General features: G+C 43.4%; 22 protein-coding genes and 1 tRNA gene. 9 read left to right on the plus strand and 14 right to left on the minus strand.

What is annotated here, in order from left to right; all coding sequences use genetic code 11:
- The 5 genes from INP83_RS13170 to INP83_RS13190 form a co-directional block, all read right to left on the minus strand.
- Window positions 1-363, minus strand: a complete 363-nt coding sequence (locus INP83_RS13170; RefSeq protein WP_219124605.1) for an ORF6N domain-containing protein — start codon at window positions 361-363, stop codon at window positions 1-3.
- Complete coding sequence (locus INP83_RS13175; RefSeq protein WP_219124606.1) at window positions 360-1,400, minus strand: YhcG family protein; 1,041 nt, start codon at window positions 1,398-1,400, stop codon at window positions 360-362. The genes INP83_RS13170 and INP83_RS13175 overlap by 4 nt, the downstream gene beginning before the upstream one ends.
- Window positions 1,400-2,689, minus strand: coding sequence for a site-specific integrase (locus INP83_RS13180; protein WP_219124607.1), 1,290 nt, complete (start codon window positions 2,687-2,689; stop codon window positions 1,400-1,402). The genes INP83_RS13175 and INP83_RS13180 overlap by 1 nt, the downstream gene beginning before the upstream one ends.
- Window positions 2,690-3,003: 314 nt before the next feature.
- Window positions 3,004-3,077, minus strand: a tRNA-Ile gene (locus INP83_RS13185).
- A gap of 136 nt (window positions 3,078-3,213) precedes the next feature.
- Window positions 3,214-4,437, minus strand: a complete 1,224-nt coding sequence (locus tag INP83_RS13190) for a BamA/TamA family outer membrane protein (RefSeq protein ID WP_219124608.1) — start codon at window positions 4,435-4,437, stop codon at window positions 3,214-3,216.
- A gap of 186 nt (window positions 4,438-4,623) precedes the next feature.
- Here INP83_RS13190 and INP83_RS13195 point away from each other — a divergent pair, with 186 nt between their 5' ends.
- On the plus strand, window positions 4,624-5,262 hold the full coding sequence (locus INP83_RS13195) for an HAD family phosphatase (RefSeq protein ID WP_219124609.1): 639 nt from the start codon (window positions 4,624-4,626) through the stop codon (window positions 5,260-5,262).
- Between the two features lie 4 nt (window positions 5,263-5,266).
- The gene (locus INP83_RS13200; protein WP_219124610.1) at window positions 5,267-5,743 is read left to right on the plus strand and encodes a DinB family protein; all 477 of its coding nucleotides are present in this window, start codon (window positions 5,267-5,269) and stop codon (window positions 5,741-5,743) included.
- Here INP83_RS13200 and INP83_RS13205 read toward each other — a convergent pair whose 3' ends face one another.
- Entirely contained in the window at window positions 5,744-6,919 is a 1,176-nt protein-coding gene (locus INP83_RS13205) for a proline dehydrogenase family protein (protein ID WP_219124611.1), read from the minus strand.
- Between the two features lie 153 nt (window positions 6,920-7,072).
- Between INP83_RS13205 and INP83_RS13210 the strand changes: the two genes are divergently transcribed.
- From INP83_RS13210 to INP83_RS13225, 4 genes are all read left to right on the plus strand, one after another.
- Window positions 7,073-7,279, plus strand: coding sequence for an RNA-binding S4 domain-containing protein (locus INP83_RS13210; protein WP_146272045.1), 207 nt, complete (start codon window positions 7,073-7,075; stop codon window positions 7,277-7,279).
- 9 nt (window positions 7,280-7,288) lie between these two features.
- Window positions 7,289-8,347: a 3-dehydroquinate synthase gene (gene aroB, locus INP83_RS13215; protein WP_219124612.1), complete on the plus strand. Its 1,059-nt coding sequence runs from the start codon at window positions 7,289-7,291 to the stop codon at window positions 8,345-8,347.
- Window positions 8,348-9,238 carry a sterol desaturase family protein gene (locus INP83_RS13220; protein WP_219124613.1) on the plus strand — a complete coding sequence of 297 codons (891 nt, stop codon included), beginning with the start codon at window positions 8,348-8,350 and terminating at the stop codon, window positions 9,236-9,238.
- A gap of 276 nt (window positions 9,239-9,514) precedes the next feature.
- Entirely contained in the window at window positions 9,515-11,992 is a 2,478-nt protein-coding gene (locus INP83_RS13225; RefSeq protein ID WP_219124614.1) for an SLBB domain-containing protein, read from the plus strand.
- 134 nt (window positions 11,993-12,126) lie between these two features.
- Here INP83_RS13225 and INP83_RS13230 read toward each other — a convergent pair whose 3' ends face one another.
- Window positions 12,127-12,942, minus strand: a complete 816-nt coding sequence (locus INP83_RS13230; protein ID WP_219124615.1) for an SMP-30/gluconolactonase/LRE family protein — start codon at window positions 12,940-12,942, stop codon at window positions 12,127-12,129.
- A gap of 199 nt (window positions 12,943-13,141) precedes the next feature.
- Here INP83_RS13230 and INP83_RS13235 point away from each other — a divergent pair, with 199 nt between their 5' ends.
- Complete coding sequence (locus INP83_RS13235; protein WP_219124616.1) at window positions 13,142-13,756, plus strand: phosphatase PAP2 family protein; 615 nt, start codon at window positions 13,142-13,144, stop codon at window positions 13,754-13,756.
- Here the strand turns inward: INP83_RS13235 and INP83_RS13240 are convergent, their stop codons facing one another.
- The 3 genes from INP83_RS13240 to INP83_RS13250 form a co-directional block, all read right to left on the minus strand.
- Window positions 13,757-14,635, minus strand: coding sequence for an SdiA-regulated domain-containing protein (locus INP83_RS13240; RefSeq protein WP_219124617.1), 879 nt, complete (start codon window positions 14,633-14,635; stop codon window positions 13,757-13,759).
- 24 nt (window positions 14,636-14,659) lie between these two features.
- A complete protein-coding gene (locus tag INP83_RS13245; protein ID WP_219124618.1) occupies window positions 14,660-15,886 on the minus strand; it encodes a Pycsar system effector family protein in 1,227 nt (408 codons plus the stop codon).
- A 71-nt stretch (window positions 15,887-15,957) separates the two neighbouring features.
- On the minus strand, window positions 15,958-16,428 hold the full coding sequence (locus tag INP83_RS13250; RefSeq protein WP_146272060.1) for an SRPBCC family protein: 471 nt from the start codon (window positions 16,426-16,428) through the stop codon (window positions 15,958-15,960).
- Between the two features lie 183 nt (window positions 16,429-16,611).
- Between INP83_RS13250 and INP83_RS13255 the strand changes: the two genes are divergently transcribed.
- Complete coding sequence (locus tag INP83_RS13255) at window positions 16,612-16,995, plus strand: DoxX family protein (RefSeq protein ID WP_146272062.1); 384 nt, start codon at window positions 16,612-16,614, stop codon at window positions 16,993-16,995.
- An 83-nt stretch (window positions 16,996-17,078) separates the two neighbouring features.
- Window positions 17,079-17,852, plus strand: coding sequence for an alpha/beta fold hydrolase (locus INP83_RS13260; protein WP_219124619.1), 774 nt, complete (start codon window positions 17,079-17,081; stop codon window positions 17,850-17,852).
- A gap of 69 nt (window positions 17,853-17,921) precedes the next feature.
- Here INP83_RS13260 and INP83_RS21240 read toward each other — a convergent pair whose 3' ends face one another.
- The 4 genes from INP83_RS21240 to INP83_RS13275 all read right to left on the minus strand — a co-directional run bounded on the left by INP83_RS21240 (window position 17,922) and on the right by INP83_RS13275 (window position 24,198).
- Window positions 17,922-19,367: an efflux transporter outer membrane subunit gene (locus INP83_RS21240; protein WP_255563152.1), complete on the minus strand. Its 1,446-nt coding sequence runs from the start codon at window positions 19,365-19,367 to the stop codon at window positions 17,922-17,924.
- Window position 19,368: 1 nt separating this feature from the next.
- Window positions 19,369-22,533, minus strand: a complete 3,165-nt coding sequence (locus INP83_RS13265; protein ID WP_255563153.1) for an efflux RND transporter permease subunit — start codon at window positions 22,531-22,533, stop codon at window positions 19,369-19,371.
- Between the two features lie 39 nt (window positions 22,534-22,572).
- The gene (locus INP83_RS13270) at window positions 22,573-23,718 is read right to left on the minus strand and encodes an efflux RND transporter periplasmic adaptor subunit (RefSeq protein WP_219124620.1); all 1,146 of its coding nucleotides are present in this window, start codon (window positions 23,716-23,718) and stop codon (window positions 22,573-22,575) included.
- Between the two features lie 93 nt (window positions 23,719-23,811).
- On the minus strand, window positions 23,812-24,198 hold the full coding sequence (locus INP83_RS13275; RefSeq protein ID WP_219124621.1) for a hypothetical protein: 387 nt from the start codon (window positions 24,196-24,198) through the stop codon (window positions 23,812-23,814).
- Window positions 24,199-24,208 lie beyond the last annotated feature (10 nt).

A 24,208-nucleotide genomic window follows, 5' to 3' on the forward strand; every position in this document is an offset into this window, starting at 1 on the left:
TTACTTTTTAAAGGATCTGACGACCTGGAAAAACTCATTGATAATATCAATGCTGACCTTAATGGCGACCTCGCTTTTGATGATCCCGGAAACCATGAGCACGCCTGCTTCAGTAAATAACATCGGTATTTCACCATCGCCAATTGTGATCGGAGACCCGACTTGTTTTTGTAGTGATCGCCATTCTGCTGCAGTTGGTCGGAACAAGAAATCAGGCGGGAACCGCTGCTCATTTCTGCTTACTCGCTGTCTCAATATTTTCAGACTTACCTGAAACAGGGCCGCTACATCCGCATCGATCATTACCTTCTGTCCCCTTAGCCAATATACCTGGTTAAGGGGCTGTTGATCTTGTGTGCTCATAATAATTGTTTTTGAAGTTCTTCCTTGGTGGGCAAATAGAGTTTATACTCACGGCTGAAGATCTGTTCGTTGTTGAGCGGTAGCGTATACTCGACTACTGCCTGATTATCCTCTTTACAAAGGATGATCCCCAGTGTGGGCTTCTCATGAGGTCGTTTGACCTTACGGTCGTAGTAATTGACATACATTTGCATTTGCCCAATGTCCTGATGCGTGAGTTTGCCTATCTTGAGGTCGATGAGGACAAAGCAATCCAAAAGGCGATTGTAAAAAACTAAGTCCACCCAGAAATGGTCGCCTTCCAGGGTGATACGACGCTGCCTGCCTTCAAACAGGAAACCTTTACCTAATTCGAGCATGAAGTGCTCTAGTTTGTCAATGATAGCGGTTTCAAGGTCGTTCTCAGAATAACTGCTATCTTCTTTAAGGCTCAAAAACTCCAATACAAAAGGCGTCTTTAACGCATCGATAACAGGTTCAGTAATGGTACCCTTAGCCATATCATCCTTGAGGCGTTTCTTATCCCCGCTTAAGACGAGGCGCTCATAGCAGGAAGAATTGATCTGACGTTGAAGTTCTCTGACAGACCAATTATTAGTATTGGCTTCGAGTTCATAGAACTTCCGTTCGTTGATGTCCTTGATCTTCATCAGCCGGACGTAATGCGTCCAGCTCAATCCAAACTCAGCTGCCAAATTCCGAATCAGTGATTCGGAATTTGCAAAGCCAGCCTCTGATATCCGGATCAGTGATCCGGAATTTCGGTATTCGTGGTAAAATGAACGCATCAGATCCAGATTATCCGGGGAATAGCCCCGGCCAAAACGGCCAGTCAAATGTTCGCTAAGTTTCGCTATAGTAGCTGCTCCATAAGTAGCATAGGTTTGCCCGTCTTGTTCATCTTCGACGATCATTCGTCCGATCTGAAAATGGGTCGCGACCATCATCAGGTTGATATGCCTGACGACCCTGACCTGTGCTTTTTCGATCAGTTCCTCGACCGACAGAAAAAGCTTATCGTTACTCGTTGGTTTCATTAGCTAACTTTTTTAAGGTGGGTATTCGGTTGTCCTTTTCGACCGGCCTTACGCTTTGGCGCTTCCGGTTCCAGTTTTTCACGCAACACACTCATATCCTCACTGATCTTTTTGAGCAGCACCCTGGCATAAATTTGAGTGGTAGCGATCTTGGTATGGCCCATCATTTTGCTCACAGTTTCGATAGGCACATTATTGGCCAGGGTGATGGTGGTGGCGAAAGTATGCCGGGCTACACCGAAAGTGAGTTTCTTTTTGATACCGACGATCTTTGCGATCTCTTTCAGATAAACGTTTACCTTTTGATTGGTGATGGTGGGGAATATTTTATTTAAAGTGACTGACCTCGGATTGTCCTTATATTTATTCATAATTGCCAGGGCTGGCGCAAGGATCGGAAGGTTCGTTGCCTCGTGGCTTTTCTGCCGGAATAGTTTCAGCCATTTTTCGCCGTCCTCACCGCGAACAACATTGCCTTCATGTAAATTCATCAGGTCAATAAAAGACAGGCCGGTATAGCAAGCGAACAGGAAATAGTCCCGTATAGCTTCCAATGTATCAGAGGCCAGTTCGTACTGTTCAAGAACATTAAGCTCGTTGGTTGACAGAAACGCCGTTTCGACCTTTTTGTAGCGGAACTTGTAATTTTTGAAAGGATCCTTACTGATCCATTGCAACTTAAAAGCCAGCGTGGTCATTTTCCTAAGCCGGATCAAATGTTTCATAACGCCGTTATTATTCAATGGCTGAAAATGGTCTGCCGGTTTGTGATTGCGCAGATAGGTCTCGAAATCGATAATGAACTTATAATCGATCTCATGGATGCGAATGTCGGTAGTATTACGCTTCTCCCGGAGAAACTTTTCGAGATAGCGCCTGGTTACCGCGTAGTGCTTCAAAGTACTCCAGGTCAGCGCAGCCGATGCTGTTTCGTAATGGTAGTCCATGAGTTTGCTAAGCGAATAGGTTTCTTCCGTTTCCTCACCTAGAAACATGGCTTTCAATAATTGCGGTGTAACTTCTTTGCCAGCGATCTGTAATTGCTGATAGTAAGTGGTGATCGTGAATTTGACCTGCTCCAGATAGGCATTGGTTTCTTTTGCTTCCGGCACTTTGACCTTCAGGCCACCTTTGCCCTTGTCCCAGTGCTCTGCCTTTACATAATGCTTTAAGGCAAAATGGATGCGGTCCTTGTTGATCGTGATACAGGCGTAAACATTGGTTACCCCGTCCTTGATCTTGTCATTTTTGATGGTGAAATGCACACCAAACGACTGCGATGTTCTCATCTTTTAACAGTTTTAAGTGAATAAATAATGAATAATTGCCCGAAACCGTTCTTTTTCGGGGAGCAGGAAAGGGTGCAGGAATAAGATATTTTCAGTTCTTTTGAGTGCTTTTCAGACTTTTTAAAACGACTTAAATAACTGATATACAAATTTTTAACTCTTAAATGCTCCCCGAATGTAAAAACTAATTCTGGGGTGCCGGATTGGGTTCCTAAAGGCCGTATTCGTAAGGATTGAAAAGGACTGCTAAAAAGCAAAAAACCCTCTAAATCAACGATTTAGAGGGTTTTTAAATTGGCAAAAAAGCCAAATCGTGCGCCCACCTGGGCTCGAACCAGGGACCAAAAGATTATGAGTCTTCTACTCTAACCGACTGAGCTATAGGCGCTGAAAATATTCGCTATTTTCGAGGCGCAATATTAAACATTTGATAGCAATTCACCAAAGCAGGGCCATGTTTTTTTCAAAGTTTTTATTTGCTCAACTTTCATCGTTCTTAACAATCTCACATTCAACGCCATTGTTTAGAAAGCTTCGCCCAAGTTTAGCATGATTGCCCTGTAACCCTGACTAAATCCATAATCAATACCCACGTTAGTGTTGGCTCCTTTATTAAACTTAACGCGAAGCCCGGTACCGGCGGCCGGATGCCAGGATGTGAACAGACTTTTAGAGCCGCTTACGGTATTAATGTTGCTAAATAACACAAAGCCTAACAAGCCGTTTCTGGTGATGTCCCTTCTATACTCGGTCTCAAAATACAGCAGCGTTCTGCCTCGATACCTGTTTTGGTCTATTCCGCGTGCCGAACGGTTGTACGGGTCCCATCCAATACTCGGCAAATCGAGATATGGCGTTTTGCTTGAAAATGCTTTCCATAAGTAAGACCAAAACGCCAGGGTATTCTGCTGGTTTGGATTACCGGGATTCATAGACACATATTTGCGAACATCGATATATATTGATGTCCAGTTTTCCTGGCTACCTAAAAATTTGGGATTAACCCGATACACAATATTGGCATATGCTCCCGGCAAGGGGTTAATGGAGTTGTTACGCGTATCATAGAGCAAATTCAAGGTGACACCCGATGAAAAGGAGTTTCCATTTACGCCATAATTATAACTCGTAAATTCCTTCAGGTCGACATTTGGGTCTTCGCTTCTAACGTTTATTCTATAATCCATGTTATAACCTACACCAGCAAACAAGTAGGGCTTTATTTGTTTTAAAACGCTTTGGTAAAACCGGATGTACTTATAATCAACCAAAGTTCGATCCAGGTAGCCGTTTTTGCTACCTAAACCCCAGGTATACTGCGGGTAAACCAGGAACCGTGTATCTCCTTGTATGGTCCATTCATTATTTGGAAGCCAAACACTTGTGCGCAGCGGCAAACCAAATCTGCCCCTAAAATTTAGGTAAGGTGTAAACGTTGCGCTCGATATGTTGGTGGTTTGTCTTGGCCCAAGGTATATACCTGCGGTTGTACTGGTTATAAGGGCTTTGCCTGTACCACCCGGTACCTGCCCGCCAAAAGGCAATATTGAAAAATAAACAGTTTTATCTTCAGAAAAACGGGGCTTCGTTGCCTTGGGTTTGAATATCGACCGGTAAATGTCTATCAAATCCGTTTGTTTTGATGTATCCCTAACGGTATTGTTGCTCGGTATTATTGTAGTTGCATTCTGCCCATGGCTGGCAGCGGTAAGCAAGCATAGAAACGCAGCGGCAAGTAGTTTATACATACAATAAATTCAGCATTTTTGGTATCACGTAATCTAATTCAGATCAGTATCAAATGATATATACCTCTGTTTACGCAACAATGTGTGGTAACGCTACTTATACACTACCATCGTGCCAAAAATTAATACTAAGCATTAAAAGAAATAATCAGAAAGCAATATAATTGCAACAACAAACAAGCCAGCATGCAAAATATCAAAAACATTATATTTGATTACGGTAATGTGATCTTTTCCATCGACTTTAAACGCAGTCAGGAAGCTTTTAAACAGTTGGGAATTCGAAATTATGAAGAGTTTTTTGGTCACCGGCAGCAGGACCAGATATTTGATAAGTTTGATAGGGGCGAAGTGAATGCCGATGAATTTCGCGCTTATGTGAAACAAAGGATTGGCAATAATGATGTAACTGACCAGCAGATCACAGACGCCTGGAACAGTTTATTGATAGGCATAGCGCCCGGTAATCATGACTTATTGCTGAAATTGAAAGAAAAATACCGCACGTTTCTGTTAAGCAACATTAACGATATCCACTACAATTACATCATGGATTATCTTAAAACCGACTTTGGTTTTGAAGACAACGAGCACCTGTTTGAAAAAACTTACTACTCGCACCTTATTGGAAAACGTAAGCCGGAGATTGCCATTTTTAAACAGGTACTTGAAGAAAATAACCTTAAAGCAGAAGAAACTTTATTTATAGATGACTCTCCGCAACATTTAGAAACGGCCAAAACATTAGGCATACAAACCTTTTTGATGACCGCACCGGATACTATACAGCAGTTTGCAAATAGAGAACTTCTGATTAATGCTTAAAGATATGCATTCTCTACTCGTTGAGCAATATAGGCTTGTACGCTCATCACGAGAAGCTTTATTCAATTATACTGAAAGCATTGCCGTAGGTGATCTTAACAGGCAACTACCGTCATTTAATAACGAAAGCATGAGCAGCATTCTGGCACATGTTGCTACCACTTATTTAAGCTGGTTAGTCACCTTTGCACAACAGCAGGAAGTTGACTATTTTAACTTCGAAGACTGTAAAGATATAACCGTGACAAGAGCCACGTTTGGACATGTGGACGGAGTAGTAACCGGATTTCTGGAAAGCTTTAAGCAATCGTTGAACTTGTCGCTTACACTTGAGAAAAGGCAGGGAGTTATACTTAACCTTTCACCGTTAGAGCTTTTTACCCATGTTATTACGCACGAATTTCATCATAAAGGCCAGCTGGTTAATATGAGCAGACAGTTGGGATATATTCCGGTTGACACCGATGTCATACGTACTTGATCAGGCAGCGCTCCGGCGTTTACGCTCTTTACTTATCAAGCTTAGCTCTCTACTCATTTGCCCGGCAATAGCAGTGTTCTCCTGCGCACGGCGGAACAGATAAGGCAAAACTGCCTTAACAGGCCCATACGGTACATACTTGGCTACGTTGTAGTTAGCATTGGCAAGGTTAAAGCTCAGGTTATCACTCATGCCCAAAAGCTGTGAAAAATAAACGTGCGGATTTTTATGTTCTATCTTTTTCTCATTTAACAAGTCGGCTAATAAACGGCAGCTTTCCTCATTATGGGTGCCTGCAACAAAGGCAATGTTGTTCACGTTGTCGGCACAATAAATTATGGCATCGTTGTAATCTCGGTCGGTAGCTTCCTTGTTAGGTTGGATAGGAGAGGCGTAACCTTTTTCTTCAGCACGTTTACGCTCTTTCTCCATGTAAGCACCGCGTACAATTTTGGCACCAAGGATAAAGCCTTCAAGTTCTGCTACGGCATGGTCTGCAATAAGAGAAGCCAGCTTGTCATGGCGATACAGTTGGTAGGTATTGTAAACAATATTAGTTTCCTTGTTGAAGAAACGCATCATATTCAGCGCCAGGTGGTCTATTGTTTTTTGGATCCAGCTTTCCTCCGCATCTATCATCACCGGCACACCTTCAGAATGTGCCATCTCGCAAATGGCCAAAACCCTGTCTTGCGCGGTTTGCCATTCCAGTTGCTCATCTACACTCAGTTTCAAACCGGCGTCAAGCTTCTCCAGTAGCGCAAATCGGGCAACACCGGTAACCTTGAAAACAGTAAGCGGTATGCTTTTGCTTTTTGCTGCAGTAAGTATGGTGCGGATTATCTCATCACGGGTACTGTCAAAAACCTGTTCGCTATCTTCGCCCTCTACAGAATAATCTAATATAGTGCCCACGCCGCCTGCTGCCAGGTTTGAGGTGGTTTTTGAACATTCTTCAATAGTTTCGCCGCCGCAGAAATGTTTAAATATTGTTGCTTTTATAAGCCCTTTGATAGGCAAGCCAATCTTCATGGCAAAATTGGTAATAGGCGGGCCTATTTTTACCAGTAAGTTAACGTTGATAACCTTAAATAGCCAGTAAGCACGGTCAAGATCGGCATTTGTTGAGTGGCGGAAAGCGATCTCGGTATTTTCGAAGGACAGTTTTTCGTTCATTTATTGTACGGCGTTCGGGGATAAAATATCATAGTGCCCAACAAACCTGGTGATTATTTCACTAAGTATGGGCATTATCTATAAACTCTCAACCGGTTGCAAAATTATAAAATGATAACTCATTATTGTACGAATAGTTTAATTTTGCCAGCCATGATTGAATTTAAGGTAGAGGGCGATTATATCCCAATGATACAGCTGCTTAAAGCGGCTAACCTGGTGCAAACCGGCGGCGAGGCACAGATAGTTGTTGCTGAAGGCGAAGTGAAGTACAACGGACAGGTTGATTATCGCAAACGCCTTAAAGTTAAAGCCGGTGACGTAGTTGAATTTCGTGGCCAGCAAATAAAAGTGATTTAAGATTTGCCCATGCAAACCATCCAAAGCGACAGCTATCCTATATTTTTTGAGAACAGCATACAAGAACTGGTGAATTTTGTGGAACAAGGTAATTATTCGCGTTGCTTTATCCTCACAGATGAAAATACCGGAGAGTATTGTCTTCCGGCCGTACAAACAGCCCTTGCTCATCTCGATAAAACTGATATCATAGAAGTTAACGCCGGCGAAGAAAGCAAGAACATTGATTTTTGCGCCGGTATCTGGAAAATGCTGATCGATTTCGGTGCCGACCGTAAGGCTCTAATGATAAATGTTGGCGGTGGCGTAGTTACCGACATGGGGGGCTTTGTTGCCTCAACGTATAAACGGGGGATCGACTTTGTGCAGGTGCCAACATCACTACTTGCCCAGGTAGATGCATCTGTTGGCGGCAAAACCGGCGTAGATCTTGATGGTGTAAAGAATATTATCGGCACATTTACCCAACCAAAAGCGGTATTTATAAATATTGATTTCTTGCAGACCATGCCGCCAAGGCAGATATTATCCGGCCTTGCCGAAATGCTGAAACATGGTTTGATAGTTGACCAGGCTTATTGGGACAGCCTAAAAACAAGCGACCTTAGCTTACCATCTGTTGATTTGGTGCATCGTTCGGTAGAGATCAAGAACGAAGTAGTAATTGAAGACCCTCATGAAAAAGGCATCCGCAAAGCGTTAAACCTTGGGCATACCATTGGTCATGCGGTAGAGACATGGTCGTTATTTCATAATGAGGATCACCTCACTCATGGCGAGGCCATCGCTATCGGCATGATCTGCGAAGCATGGCTTTCCAACAAAAAGATAGGCTTGCCTGATGATGAACTTGCGGAGATCACGAGCGTGTTAATGAAGCTTTATCCAAAGTATGATCTGCAGGAAGATAGCTTTGATACGCTGCTTCAGCACATGCAAAACGATAAAAAGAACGAGAACGGCAATATCAACTTTACTTTATTGACACGTATTGGACAATACAGTATTGACAATGTATGCACACCTGCCGAAATTTGCGATAGCTTAAGGTATTACGCAGCATTGTAAATGTCGTCTTTAGATTCACGTTCAGAAGCAGTTATCGTACTGGTAAGTTTACTTATCCTGCTTACGCTAACAGAGATGTGGTTCAGCTACCGCGAAAACCGCAAATATTATGAAAAGCGCGATACGCTGACGAACGTCTATTTAACCTCACTTGCTTTTATCCTTAACCTTGCCGTTAACGGAAGTACATTTTTCCTGTTGCACTTGGCATGGCAGTTTCGCCTGTTTGAGATACACAACGCTTTTTGGTATTGGTTTGTATTGGTAATAACGCAAGATTTTCTGTACTGGGTTTTGCACTACACAGGCCACTACTGCAGGCTGTTTTGGGCCATGCACGTAACGCACCATTCGTCTGAGCATTTTAACTTTACCACGGGTTTTCGCTCAACTGTTTTTGAGCCATTATACCGTACATTTTTTTATTTACCGCTGGCGCTGATGGGTTTTAACGCTGTGGATATCCTGTACGCTTACCTGGTTACCCAGCTGTACGGCAATATGGTGCACACCCAGTATAAAGTGCCTTTGCCTAAATGGTACGGATGGATATTTGTAACGCCTGCGCATCACCGTGTTCATCACGCATCAAACATCCCTTACCTGGATAAGAACATGGGCATGGTGCTCATCATCTGGGATAGGTTATTCGGAACCTTCCATGATGAAGATGCTGATGAACCTGTAAAGTATGGCCTTACCCATCAACCCGATGACATGGGCCCGGTAAACGTAATTTTCCATGAGTGGAAGGCTCTTATAGCAGATGTTAATAAAGCGCCGGGCTTAGGCAACAAGCTTAAGTACCTGTTTAACCCACCCGGCTGGAGCCATGATGGCAGCACCCAAACTGCGAGAGTTTTGCAGAAAGAGTACAAAAAGGTGTCGTAAGCGATTCATATGCTTAATTAATATTTAAGCAATTTATTTCTGTAAAACGGTTCACTCTAAGTTTTTAAAATTTAACGGCAGTTACCATGTCCATAGCGTTATAATTCCACGAAATTGCGCCCTTTCGCGGCCCTGTTTTTTTTCATCATGGTATTGTATTGAATAAGTTATTGATACATAGGTTTTTATTAAAAATTAACTAATAGAAGTCGCTTTGTAATTTTTTTTACTTTTGTTGAAACCATATTAGTCTCTGGCCACTGCCTCTGATATCCTATGACAAAAAAAATTCTTATTTTGCTATTCACCGTTGGGGTATTGATCTTTTCGGTTAATGCCACATCAGCCCAGGGCTCACTGCAAAACATTTCTTCAATTAATCCCAGCGAGTTGTCAGATCAGCAGGTAGGGCAGTTACTTCAACAAGCTGCCGGTGCGGGTTTAAGTGATTCTCAAATTTTGCAGCAGGCGCAATCGCGTGGTATGTCTTCATCGCAAGTGTTGCAATTGCAAACCCGTATAACCACATACAGGCAAAAAAATGGTAATGCCAGCAGTTCAATGCAGGATACAACCGGTTTTTCGCAGCGCAAATTAAATTATACGCCAGATACCATTGATACTACCACCACCAATAAAGGCGAGTTATTTGAAAATCTAAAGCCAAAAATATTTGGCGCGGATATTTTCAGAAATAAAAACAGTTCGTTTCAGCCAAATCTTAAAATAGCTACCCCGGTAAATTACGTTGTTGGCCCCGGCGACCAATTAGTAGTTAACGTTTATGGAAACTCTTTGGTAAATTGGAAACTGGGGGTGTCACCTGAGGGGAACATTAATATTCCTGGCGTAGGAGTGCTAAACGTATCCGGTAAAACCATAGAGCAAGCTACAGAAGCTATTAAAGGCAGACTAAAAGCCAGCAATTATGCCATTGGCAGGGGTACCAATGTAAAAATTTCACTGGGCGATATCAGAAGCATTAACGTGATATTGGTAGGCCAATTGGTTAAACCAGGTACATACACTTTATCATCACTTTCTACCGTTTTTAACGCGCTATATACAGCCGGCGGGCCAAATGATAACGGTAGTTTAAGGCAGATACAGATAATACGTGATAACCGCGTGATAAGAACGCTTGATGTTTATGATTTTTTAACTAAAGGGGATCAGAAGAATAACATTACACTTAGAGACCAGGATATCATCAGGGTGCCTACGTACCGTACCAGGGTAGAAATGTCCGGAGCGGTAAAGATACCTGCATTGTTTGAGGTGTTACCTGGCGAAACGCTTGATAACGTAATAAATTTTGCCGGCGGTTTTACTGATAGTGCTTATACCGGTCGTATAAAAGTTTTACAGGTTGCAGACCAACAGCGTAAAATTACTGATGTGATAGAAGCTGATTTTAAAAATTACGTTCCGTTGCGTGGAGACAAATATATTGTTGAAACCATATTGCGCAGGTTTGAGAACCGTGTGGTTATAAACGGAGCTGTTTTTAGACCAGGTGAATATGAATTGCAAAACGGCTTAACCCTCCAACAATTAATAGCTAAGGCAAGTGGTTTGAGAGAAGATGCTTTTACTGAGCGCGGAACCATCATCAGGCTAAAACCGGATAATACGACCGAGGCTATCAGTTTTAATGTAAGAGACGTAGTTAATGGTAAGTCTAACATTGCGTTACAGCGCGAGGACGTTGTTACCATATCGTCAATATTCGATCTGAGGGATAAATACATCGTTACTATAGCAGGTAACGTAAGAAGTCCACGCACAATACCTTATGCTGAGGGACTGCGCGTAGAAGACGTTATTGTAAAAGCCGGTGGATTTGCCGAAGGTGCCAGCCCAAATAGGATAGAAGTTGCACGCCGTGTATCGGATTCAGATCCGTTATCTAAAAATACCCCTGTAGCTAAGGTGTTTACTATTGATGTTGATAACCAGCTTAAGTTATCAGATGCAAATTTTGAACTTAAGCCCTTTGATGTTATCTCGGTTTACAGCCTGCCGGGTTACGAAAAACAGAAACTTGTGAAGGTTGAGGGAGAGGTATTATACCCGGGCCCTTATGTTATCAAAAATAAGAACGAACGTATATCAGACCTTGTTAAACGGGCAGGTGGTATTACGGCTTCAGCTGATGTTGAGGGTGGCTCACTAAAACGCGACAACTATGCAATATTAGGCGTGGATAAAAGTAAAACGGATACCACCGCTATAGCCTTGGAACGCCAGCAGCAAAACAATCGCTTAAAAAGGACTTATCGGGATTCTTCTAACCTGGCAGACACACAGCTGAGGAACAATTTTGTAGGTATCGAGTTAGACAAAATTCTAAAAAAACCTGGAAACAAAGGTGACCTTATATTGGAAGATGGCGACGTGTTGCGCATCCCTAAGCAACAGCAGGTAGTTCGTGTTAATGGTCAGGTTTTATATCCAAGTGCCGTATTGTACGAGCGTTCTAAATCATTTAACGATTTTGTTTCTAACGCCGGTGGTTATGCACCAAGGAGTTTGCGAAGCGGAGCTTACGTGATATATCCTAATGGTACAGTGAGGGGGACGCGTAAGTTCCTGTTCTTTAATATACATCCGCCCGTCAAGGCCGGCAGTGAGATCTATGTTCCGAAAAAGCCTGAAAGCAGAGGAAATGGTCTGCAAAATGTATTGGCGTTTAGTACAGGTTTAGCTTCATTAGGCGCCATCATATTGGGGATACTTACTTTGAAGAAATAGAAGTACTAAAAAAGATTTTAGTTAAATACAAAAGCGCTGACAAATTTTTGTCAGCGCTTTTTTGCTTAAAAAGTGTTCACAGTGTTCAAGGTGTTCACGTGCGTGAACGTGAACGCCTGAAGTTTAAAGCCAGTCTACTTGAGTTTGTAGGCATCTACGGCATTTCCAAAAAACGTTGGGATGTAAAGCGTTCGGGTATTTGCATCATAGCCAATGTCTGCTGTGCTGCGTTTCTTTTGGCGTGTGTCCAAAAGTACTTCTTTAGCACCTTTTGCATTGATATAATAAACTACGCCGCCCCAGCCGGATACGATGAATTCATTTGGTTTTACCATTACTATGCCATCGGCACCGCCTTCAATACCGGTAGCTATTACAGTCGTCTTTTTATCAGCATCTGCTTTAATGAAGGTGCCATCTGCAAGTATGTAAAGGCTGCTGCCTACTGATAACAATCCGTTAACTCCTTTTTGGTTCTCCATATAAAGGGACACCTTACCGTTGGCAATGCGGTGTATTTTACCGGTTTGTGTATCACTTACATACACAATGCCTTTTGCATCAACTGTAATATCGTTAAGCATTTTGGAGCCTTCAATAGGTATGCGCTTTACAATGCTTCCTTTGGTTACATCTATAACTGCTACCGCATTAAGCTCTGCTGCGTAAAGCATGTTTTTATAAAGGCCTAAACCTTTAATTGCATTTAAGCCCTTTACCCATTCAAGTGCCTTGATATTACCATTCATATCCAGTTTGCTTACAAAGCCGGTGTTGGGCGTTTTAATATCGCCGATATTGGAAACATACAGGGTTTTACTCCTGGCATCTACCAAAACCGATTCTGGGGTTTTAAGGGTAGTATAAGACTGCCAAATTTCGCTGAGGGAATGTTGTGCAGATGCGCTTGCCGATAACACGGTAAGTAACGCTAATAATGTTTTCTTCATAAGTATTTAGATTAAATTTTAAAGAAAGCTGATTTCTATAAAATTAGCATAATAGATTTACTATCGCTTTTGATAAACAAAAAAATGGGAGCGGGATAGATCCCTATTTGGATGAATACCTATAATATCGGTAATAATAAGCCGTTATAGCTTTTCATACTTTATCATAGTTACAATTAATAAGGTCTCTAATTTCTTGATGAAATTTAAACTATTTTTAGCGCTGCTGCTTTTATCGGCATCAAATTGCTTTGCCCAAAATTGGGATGCGAAGCTGTTGGCATCAATTAACCCTAATGGTGGTGAAAGCGGCACCTGGCGTTTTGTTACCAATAGCGCTATCCCTATCTCTGTTGCTACACCATTTGCAATGTTCGCTGTGGGTAGCCTTAATCATGATGATAACCTTAAGAAAAATGCCCTGCATACAGGGTTTGCTTTACTTGCAAACGGCCTCGTGACGAGCGGCATCAAAAACACCATCCAGCGGCAACGGCCTTTTCTTTCAAACCCGGGATATATCCATTTACAAGGGCAAACCTCCGGGTATTCATTTCCGTCAGGCCATACTTCAACTACGTTTTCTTTGGCAACCTCGCTTAGTTTGTCATACCCCAAATGGTATGTTATCGCGCCATCGTATACGTTTGCCGCAGCAACAGCTTACTCCAGGATGTATCGTGGGGCACATTATCCCGGTGATGTTCTGGGTGGTATAATAGTGGGATCGGGTACGGCTTATTTGAGCTGGAAGCTACAGAAATGGTTTTACCGGAGCAACCGTATTTATGCGAAAAGTTTACAGGATAGATAGCTACTTTTTAGTCGAAGGTTTATATTCAAACCGCAAAATATTACCGCTTTCCAGTTCGTCTCCTTCATTTGATATGTAGAGGTTACCTTTGCTATCGAATGCAATGCCCTCGGGCTGTAGAAATCTTGAGGTAAGCAGTTTGTAAGAACCTTTTGCAACAAATTTTTTATCGGTCACCAACAGCATGTTATTGTTGGCTGATAAAATAAACCAGTCGCCGGTTATTGGATTTTTAGCCAGTGCAGATGGCTTAAACTTGTCCTCATCACCATTTTTTTTCGTCAGCTTTTCCATGGTGATGCTAAACGTTCCGGATTGAACTAAACTATCCGGGTTTGCGGCGCTAAGGATATATCCGCCATCCAATTCGCCGGCTTTTTTGTCGCCGCAATCTTTGCACAGTACGTAAATCTTCTTGTCCGCCTGATCGGCGTACAGGCCTTCATACTCTGCCTTGGGCAACAGTTTTTTAAACTCTTTGACGTTGGTTTGCTCTTCCAGATTGATATTTGCAATGGGAAAGCTATATAGCGTGCCGCTGCTTTTAAGGACGATAACGTTATCGTTTATAATAGTAACGTCCTCGTAATCTCCCTGTTTGCTAAAATGTGTGTAGGCTACTTTACTGTCTCCCGGATGAAAATGGTAAACCCTGCCGTCTTCATCTTCAATAGCATAAACGGTATTGGGGTTGTTATTATGAAAAGCAATCCCCGAGATCTCGAGCAAGCCTTCGCGCATTCTGAACTTCTTAGGATTATTAAAATCGTACCCGGATGGGCTTTCAACCTTCTCGCTTTTAAGTTTATTGCCGCAACCACCAACAGTTAACGCAATTAGAAGAATAGAGACGATAGAAGTGATAAACTTTAAACGCATAGCGTATTTAGCCTGATGATAAATTTAATGTTTAAGGTTAAGAACAGCGGTTAGTACAAACGCCAATACCGAGCCTACCAAACCAAACATAAATATATTGTAAGAGTATCTTAGCAAGCGGTATTTATGACCTAAAACAACGCCTTGTGCATAAATGTCGGTTATAAGGCTATCATATAAATACTCTGTATCATCCATTACTTTACGCATGCCGGTACGGTAGTTATCCAAACTCATGCTGTAAAAATTACCGAAGAACAACAGGTTCACTTTACGTTCATCTATATCGCGCTGCGTGTATTTCCCATCGGGGATGGATGGCCTTGTTGCAAGGATGGCAAAGATCATTGCCGATAAGCTTATCAGGATGATAATGATGGTAGGTATCACAAAGTAGGGATAGTCTTCCAATCTGCGTAGTAACAAACTAATGATAGCAGAAAGTATGATAGAATTAACCGTTATCATGATATTGGCCTTGTTATCTGCAAGGTCGCTCAAACGCTGGTGATTGGTAGAGCTGATCCTGAACATGGTTTGCACGCCCTTATCTTGCTTCTCTTCCTGTTTGGCTTTCTCTTTTTTAGGTGCGCTTACTTTGTTCTTCTTTTCCTTTTTAGCTTCTTTTTTGGCTTCTTTAGGATTTTCTATACTCCATTCGTTCTCCTTTTTTACCAGTGCCAGTAAGTTGCGTTGTTTTTCTGCCTCAAGTAATAGCTGGCAATAGTCGGTATGGTATTGGTGTTGCTCTATCAGCCTGATGGTTTTCTGGCGCCAATCGTGCTTGCTGATGTCTTTGCCGTGTATTTCGATGACCTCACGGCGCATGGCTTTTGATTTTTCCTGAAAATCTGCTGAACCGAAATGGAAAAGATCCGCGTCGCAAATGATCTGTTCTAAAAAGCTTTGGGGCTGCTGCGGCATTTTGGTTGCCATAATGCATTTAACCACCTGCTCTATAACCTGCGGGTCAATTTCAATAGAACTCAAGTATTCTTTTGCAAGCCCGGCGCTGTGTTGTTCATGCTCATCCAAACTTTCCAGGTAGCCGGTATCATGAAACCATGCGGCAGCAATAATTGTAAAAAAGTCGGTATCGTTAAGTTGGTAGTGGTTGGCAATTTGCGTAGCAGCAGCTGCCACATCTTCGGTATGCTGCTGGTTGTGGTAAACCAGTTTCTTGTTTTGATGCGTCGCAAAATAATTAAGCACATGCTGTTTAACCTGGTCCAGCTGGGTTTGGTAGCTCATTTAGTAAAAGTAAATAACAAATAAACATTAAAAGGGCCAATTGTTTTGGCAGTACCCTCCATATGGTTAAATTACTTGCCCTGCGGATACCGGTCTGCTACCAGGTTTAGCTTCACACCAAACTCCAGCCAGGCTTTTAAACCGGCAAGCACCAAAGTAAACCCACCTAATGAGTCCATAGCAGCTTTCATTTGCTCATCGTTAGACCCCGTGAAACCAGAATTAACAACTTGTATCAGAGTTGCCGTATCAGTTAAATTATTAAAGGTAAAATCAACCTGTGTTGGGTTCTGGTTGCCCCATTCCAACAATATGCGTTTGTTGCGCTCAAAAGTCAAAACCTTCACCTTGGTGGTTACCTGGTACATTTCCCATGTCCACTCAACTTCTGCACCGTCCTGCAGCTTGCCGGTGCTGTGGGTAAACCAAAACTGTGTGGTATGTTTAGGATCGGCAAGGGCGTCAAAAACGCGATTAATGGGCCGCCTTATCAGCATAGCAGTTTCGGCAACCGGGGCTTTGGCTGCAGTTTGTTTCTTCATGAACGTAAATTTAGGTTTAATTTACTGATATCAAAACGATTGTGATGCACGCGAAATAAATTGTAATGTCGCATTTGCACCGCTAAGTTGTCCTAACTACACGTGGTTAGTAACATTGCAGGTTTTAATTTTGTATAACTGAACGTAAACATTAAATTAGTAATACACCAAACCTGATTAATAATGAAAAAAGTAAAAATTGCTTATTGGATATTCACTATCCTGCTTGTGTTAATGATGGGCTTCTCGGCCGTGATGAGCTTTAACCGCACACCTGAAAGCGATAAGATGATGGCGCATATCGGCATCGTGCCACAAATGATGGTGTTTCTTGCAGTATTTAAAATATTAGGCATACTCGCAATCTTAACTCCCGGATTACCGAAATTAAAAGAGTGGGCCTACGCAGGCTTTACATTTGACATATTAGGAGCGATTTATCTTTTCATTGTGGCCGGCGACCCTGTGCAGGCCTGGGCACCTATATTGGTTGCGCTGGTGCTGATATTTGGTTCGTATATTTTTTGGCGTAAGAAAACAGATCTGTTGCAACGGAAATCTTATTGATCCTTCAAATCATGAAATTATGTACCGCATTGGCCATGATGATTTTCATGACATTAAATACCCAAGCCCAAAGTTCAAAACCTATGAAAAAAACATCAGGCCATGCGCAGGTAAACGGCATAAATATGTATTATGAGGTGTACGGCAAAGGCCATATGCCGCTGGTTTTGATACACGGCGGCGGCTCAACTATCCAGACCGTATTTAGCAACATACTGCCATACTTCGCGGCAACGCATAAAATAATAGCGGTTGAGCTGCAGGCTCATGGCCGAACTACAGACCGCGATACGCCGGAATCTTTTAAACAAGACGCTTCTGATGTTGCTGGTTTACTCAAATATCTGAAAGTAAATAAAGCTAACTTACTTGGCTTTAGCGATGGCGGTTGCACCACCTTGCAACTGGCAATTGATAACCCGCAGTTGATCAATAGGATGATCGTTGTATCATCAAACTACAGCAGGGCAGGGATGATACCAGGCTTTTTTGAAGGTATGCAAAACATGACTTTCGATGATATGCCACAGCCTTTAAAAGATGGTTTTTTGGCAGTAAATAACGACAAAGCCAAATTGTTAAATATGTATGAGAAGGATAGAGCAAGGCGCATAGCTTTTGAAGATTTTAAAGAAAGCGACATCAAAGCCATCAAAATACCTACGCTTTTTATGTTTGGTGATAAAGATGTTATCACCCTGGATGAAGCGCTAAGACTTAAAAGTATGGTGAATGGTTCGCATTTGATCGTTTTGCCGGGTATGCACGGTACATTACTGGGCGATGTTTGCACGGTGAAGGAGGGAAGCAAGCAGCCGGAGATTACAGCAACGCTGGTTAATGAATTCTTGAATTAAAAATAAAGCCGTACATCATCGCGATGTACGGCTTTCTATCATTAAAACACGAGTATAAAAGAAACTATCTTATCTCCAGCCACCGCCAAGGGCACGGTACAGATTTACTTCGCTTATAAAAATATCTCTTTTAATATTGGCTAACTCAAGCTCTGCTGTCAGCACATCGCGCTGTGCGGTGATCACTTCCAGGTAATTGGCACGACCAACCAGGTAAAGGTCATTCGCTACACTTACCGCATTTTTTAGCGCACTTACTTCAAGTTTCTTCTGATCGAAATACTTGCTGTAGTTTTCCATGCCCTTCAAATTATTGATCACTTCCTGGTAGCCATTCAAAACAGTTTTCTGGTAGTTGAATAGTGCCGCTTTGCCTTCGGCTATCCTTGATGCATATTCGGCTTTTAAACGACCGCGGTTAAGCACAGGTGCAGTAACATCTGCTAACAAACCATAAACTGCTGAACCCGGATTGAAAAGCAGTGCACCTTTAAAGGCATTGTAGCCCGTGTACGGCGATAAATTCAAGGACGGGAAAAAGGCAGCCCGTGCACTTTTAATATCGGCATTAAGGGCGGCCAATTGCAGTTCTGCCTGTTTTACATCCGGACGGTTAAGCAGCATTTGCGTGGGTATACCGGTCTTTAGTTTCTCGGGCATCGTTAAGGTCAACAGCGAGGTGTCGCGCTCAATGGTTCCATTGAATGACCCAGTGAGCAAACGTAATTGATTCTCCGTTTCGATGATCTGCTGTGTGGTGCTAAATTGTAAACCACGTGTGTGGCTTAATTGTGCCTGAAACTGTTGTACGGCCAGCTCTGTAGCCCTGCCACCTAACTTTTGTATCTTAACTATCTCAAGTGCATTTTCCTGCAGCTTAATGTTCTTGTTGATTACATTCTGTTCCACCTCAAGCGTTAAAAGCTGGTAGTAAGCAGTAGCTATCTGGCCGGTTAACTCAGTGGTTAATAAACGGTAAGCGCTTCGCGATGCAAGAAAACGCGCCAGGGCAGCATTTTTCTGATTCTTTAACTTTCCCCAAAGGTCAACTTCCCATGATGCCCTAAAGCCCACGAACAGGTCGGCAGTAGGGTTGGGTATACGCTGTTTATCATTAATGTTTGGCGAAAGGTTGGTATCGTAATTGCCAACGCCGTTCATGGTATAATCACCGTAACGCTCCAAACCCGCGCGCGCATTAAAGTTGACCGTAGGCAGTAATAGCGATTTGTTAAACTTAACATTTGCCGCAGCCATATCAATGCGCTGCAAAGCCGACTGCAGATCGGGGTTTGCCCTTAAAGCAGTGTCTATCAGTTTTAGCAAACGGGCATCCTTAAAAAAGTTTGCAGCAGGCAGGTAACCTGCGCTAAGGGTATCGGTACTACCATCAAACGTTGCCGGTAAGGGCTGATTTGTTTTTGGCTCGATAGGTTTAAAGGTTTTACACCCTGCTGCCACAATCAGCAGCAGGAGTAAAACCGATTTGTATATAGTTGATTGTTTGACGTGCATTTTAATTTACATTTTCAGGAACTTCAACAATTTGGTGGGCTGTTGCAGGTGCTTTCTTTTTCTTTTGGCCGATGGATGCGAATATCACATAAAGGCCGGGGATAAGGATAAGTCCGAAGATGGTACCGAAGAGCATACCCCCGGCGGCGGCCGTACCTATGGAGCGGTTCCCCAAAGCACCCGCTCCGCTGGCAATACAAAGCGGTATCAAACCCGCAACAAAAGCCAGTGATGTCATCAGGATAGGGCGCAGACGTGACACGGCACCTTCTACAGCAGCCTGCAGTACTGTTAAACCCTCGCGCTGGCGTTGAACGGCAAACTCAATGATAAGGATGGCGTTCTTGCCCAGCAAACCGATGAGCATTACCAATGCTACCTGTGCATAAATATTATTCTCGAGCCCTAAAATCTTGAGGAAGAAAAATGCCCCGAAGATACCTGTAGGTAAGGAAAGAATAACAGGAATTGGCAACAGGAAACTCTCGTATTGTGCCGATAACAGCAGGTATACGAATATCAAACAGATGATAAAGATATAAATCACCTGGCTACCGGACAGGATCTGTTCCCTCGTCATGCCCGACCATTCAAAGGTGTAACCCTTAGGCAGGCTTTTATCGGCAACTGCTTTAATAGTGCTGATGGCGTCGCCGCTACTGTAACCCGGCGCAGCATCGCCCGTTACCATGGCAGATGTGTACATGTTATACCGCGTTAGCTGCTCGGGGCCAAAAACACGTTTCATGCTGATGAAGGTTGAGAAGGGCACCATTTCGCCATGCTTATTCTTAATCATCAGTTGCAGCACGTCCTCAGGCTTGGTACGAAACTCAGGCGAGGCTTGCACCATCACTTTATAGAGCTGCCCGAAACGGATGAAGTTTGAGGCATAGAAACTACCCATCAGCGTTTGCAGGGTCGACATTGCTTCGTCAATAGTAATACCTTTCTTGGCGGCCATCACCTGGTCAACCGATATCATGTACTGCGGGAAGTTGGCATCAAAGCTACTAAAGGCACCATCTACCTGTTCAGTGGCGTTCAAGTCGGCAAGGAACTTATTGGTTACTGCCGCTGTTTTTTGCAGATCGCCTGTACCGGTTTTATCCAGTACCCGTATCTCAAAACCACTGGAGTTACCAAAACCCGGTACGGTTGGCGGCGGGAAGAACTGGATTGATGCATCCGTTAAAAACCTGGTTTTTTGCGTTAACTCATCGGTAATTTTAGCAATAGATTTGTCGCGCTCTTCCCATGGTTTCAGGTTGATCATCACCATACCGTACGAAGCACCTGCAACACTGTTTACCAAACTATAACCGGCAAGCGTAGATACCGATTCAATCTCGGGGATATGTTTGCTTTGCTCTTGTATGGCCGACATAATCTGCTCTGTACGTTCAACGGTTGCACCTGGCGGTGTAGTGATATTGGCGTAGATAACTCCCTGGTCCTCCGTAGGTATGAAACCTGTTGGCAAAATGGCACTAAGGCCCCACGTAGCAGTCAGGAAAAATAGCAGCATGGCAACCGTAACTATTCTACGGCCGGCAATACGTGTAATAAGGCCCGAGTATTTATTTTGAACGCCATCATAACGTTTATTAAAGCCTGTAAAGAACCTGCCGAGTAATCCTTTTGATGGTTTGCTGGCATCATGCGGTTTTAACATGATAGCGCAAAGGGCAGGGGTAAGGGTTACCGCATTAACACCCGATATAACGATAGATATAGCCAGCGTTAGCGAGAACTGCCGGTAGAATACACCAACCGGCCCGGTCATAAACGCCACAGGCACAAACACTGCCGACATAACCAGTGTTATGGCGACGATGGCACCACTGATGCTTTTCATGGCACTCAGTGTAGCATCCATCGGCGATAGGTGTTCTTCGGCCATTTTTACGTGCACGGCCTCAACCACAACAATGGCGTTATCTACCACTATACCTATGGCCAGCACGAGTGCAAACAGCGTAAGCAGGTTTATGGAGAAGCCCAGCATCTGCATAAAGAACAGCGTACCTATCAAAGCCACCGGTACTGCCAAGGCTGGTATCAGCGTAGAACGGAAATCCTGCAGAAAGAGGTAAACCACAATAAACACCAGTATGAATGCCTCTACCAATGTGCGCAATACCTCGTGGATAGATGCATCAAGGAAGCGGGAAACGTCATAATTCACGTTATACTCCATACCTGAAGGAAACTGTGTTTCCTTCAACTCGGCCATACGGCTTTTGATATTGTTGATCACCTCGCGGGCGTTAGAGCCGGGGCGTTGTTTGATCATGATAGATGCGGAAGGCCGGCCATCGGTCTTGGAGATCATCCCGTAGGTTAAAGCACCAAATTCAACATCGGCAACCTGGTACAGCTTAAGCACAGTGCCGCTGCTATCTGCTTTCAATACGATGTTTTTGTACTGGTCCGGCTCAAAAAACTTACCGGGATAGCGTAACGTGTATTGCAGCAGCTGCGGCGATTTATCAGAGCTTTGCCCGGTTGAGCCCGGCGCAGCCTCTACGTTTTGGGCACGGATAGCGGCAATCACTTCGTCGGTAGAGATATGATAAGCCGACATGCGATCGGGCTTAAGCCAAACACGCATTGCGTACTCTTTGGCACCCATGATCTCGGCACGGCCGACACCATCAATCCTTTTTAGCTCCTGCAGTACGTTTATATCTGCAAAATTGTATATGAACTTCTCGTCAAGCGTACTGTCCTTACTCATTACGTTAAGGTACATCAGCATACTGTTCACCTCTTTTTCGGTAGTTACCCCGGCTTTAATAACTTCTTCGGGCAACTCATCGATAATGGTGGAGACACGGTTCTGTACGTTCACAGCAGCCTGATCGGGATCAATACCTACGTTAAAGAAGATCTCAATGACGGTTAAGCCATTATTACTACATACGGTAGACATATAGGTCATACCGGGCACACCGTTAATGGCGCGCTCAAGCGGGGTAGCTACGGCCTTGGCACAAACCTCGGCGTTGGCACCGGTATAATTTGCCGTTACCGTTACAGATGGCGGCACAATGTCCGGGAATTGGGTTACCGGCAACTGTATCAGCGCCAGCACACCCAACAGGGTTATAATAAGGGATATGACCAGTGATAACACCGGTCGTTTTATGAATACTTCAAACATGTTTACTATTGCTAATAATTACATCAAAAAATTAAAGACTTACTTGTCTTGCGTTTTCATGGCAAGCAGGTTTTTTGGCGGCGCAACCGGTTTAATGATCATGCCGTCGCGTGCATTTTGGGCACCTTCAAGCAGTACGCGTTCGCCGGGTTTAAGGCCATCTTTTACCACGTAATAACTTGCTAAACGGGTGATGGGCTTAAATGCCTGCATGTGTAATTTATTAGCACCGTCTACCGTGTAAACGTAGCTTTTGTCCTGTATATCAAATACGGCTTGCTGCGGCAGCAAAATCACGCTATCCATCTCTGTAGTGATGTAAAGCTTTGCTGATGCGCCGTGTCTAAGCAGTTTATTGGGATTAGGGAAACGCGCGCGGAAATCTATTGAACCAGTGCTTTGCTCTATCTGACCTTCAACTGTTTCTATTTTGCCGGGATGGCCATATTTGCTACCATCAGATAAAACAAGTTTTACATCCTCATCATCTTTACTGGTTGCGTTATGGCGCGCGCGTTCATAGCGCAGGTATTCATTTTCAGGAAAACTGAAATAAGCGAACACCTGTGTGATATCGCTGATGTTGGTAAGCAAAGCGCCTTCCTCCATCAAACTACCGGCCTTAAGCGGGATACGGTCTATGATACCATCAAAAGGTGCACGCAGGCTGGTATAAGCAATGTGGTTGTTGGCGCTTTGCACGGCACTGCGGGCTTCTTCGATGGTGGCCCTATCCGCATTGAGTTTTGCTTCGGCAACGTCTAATTCTGATTTGGAGATAACGTTTTTGTTAACCAGCATTTTGATGCGTTCCATCTCTACCTCGGTAGCACGGGCGGCAGCTTGGGCGTTGCTTAGGGCAGCCTTAGCCTTGCTGAGCATCACGCGGAACTCTTCATCGTTTATTTTGAACAGAAGCTGGCCCTTTTTTACGGCCATACCTTCGTCTACAAATATCTTCTCTAAAAACCCTTTAACGCGAGTACGTACCTCTACGTTTTTAATGGCCTGTATATCGGCTACGTAACCGGTTTGCAAAACGGTGTCTGTTTGTTTAAGGGTGTAAACCGGGAAGCTTGGTGCTTCATCTTTCTTTTTGTCGCTGGCATTACCGCCTGCGCATCCGTATATAAATATTGTTAAAGCCGCCAGCATGGCATATACCGGCGCATATATCTTTCTCATTGATGTGGGTGCTGTAAATTAATTTAAAGCGGCTTGCGCCGCCAAAACGTAAAAAACTACTTATGCAGTTTAGGTGAAGTTTTTACAGCCAGATCAAAAAGGACTTAAACGGAAGAGGTGCTGGTATTGGGCAAGGGAAAAGGTGCGGTGTAAGAAAAAGCTTAAATTGTTTATGCGGATATGCTGCACAAAATTGGCACAGGCAAAAATTTCGGCAACAGGCAGGTTGGCAATAAAGTGAAACTCGTTACCTGATGTGTACCGGCTGCGGACATTTATTTTATGCTGCTCCTGGTCTTCTTTTTTGCATTTGCCGGGGTAGCTGATTAGAAATGCCAGTAACGTATCGTCGTTAAAGCATTCGCTTATACTGCATTCATCCCCAAAATCGTGATTTTCAAACGGATTTGTTGGATGAAAGCACACCAAAGCATTGATGAGCCATGCACAAAGTAAATATGTGGTCCACTTTTTTAGCATTGTTCAGAGC

This window comes from Mucilaginibacter sp. 21P (assembly GCF_019331605.1).
Classification (GTDB): domain Bacteria; phylum Bacteroidota; class Bacteroidia; order Sphingobacteriales; family Sphingobacteriaceae; genus Mucilaginibacter; species Mucilaginibacter achroorhodeus.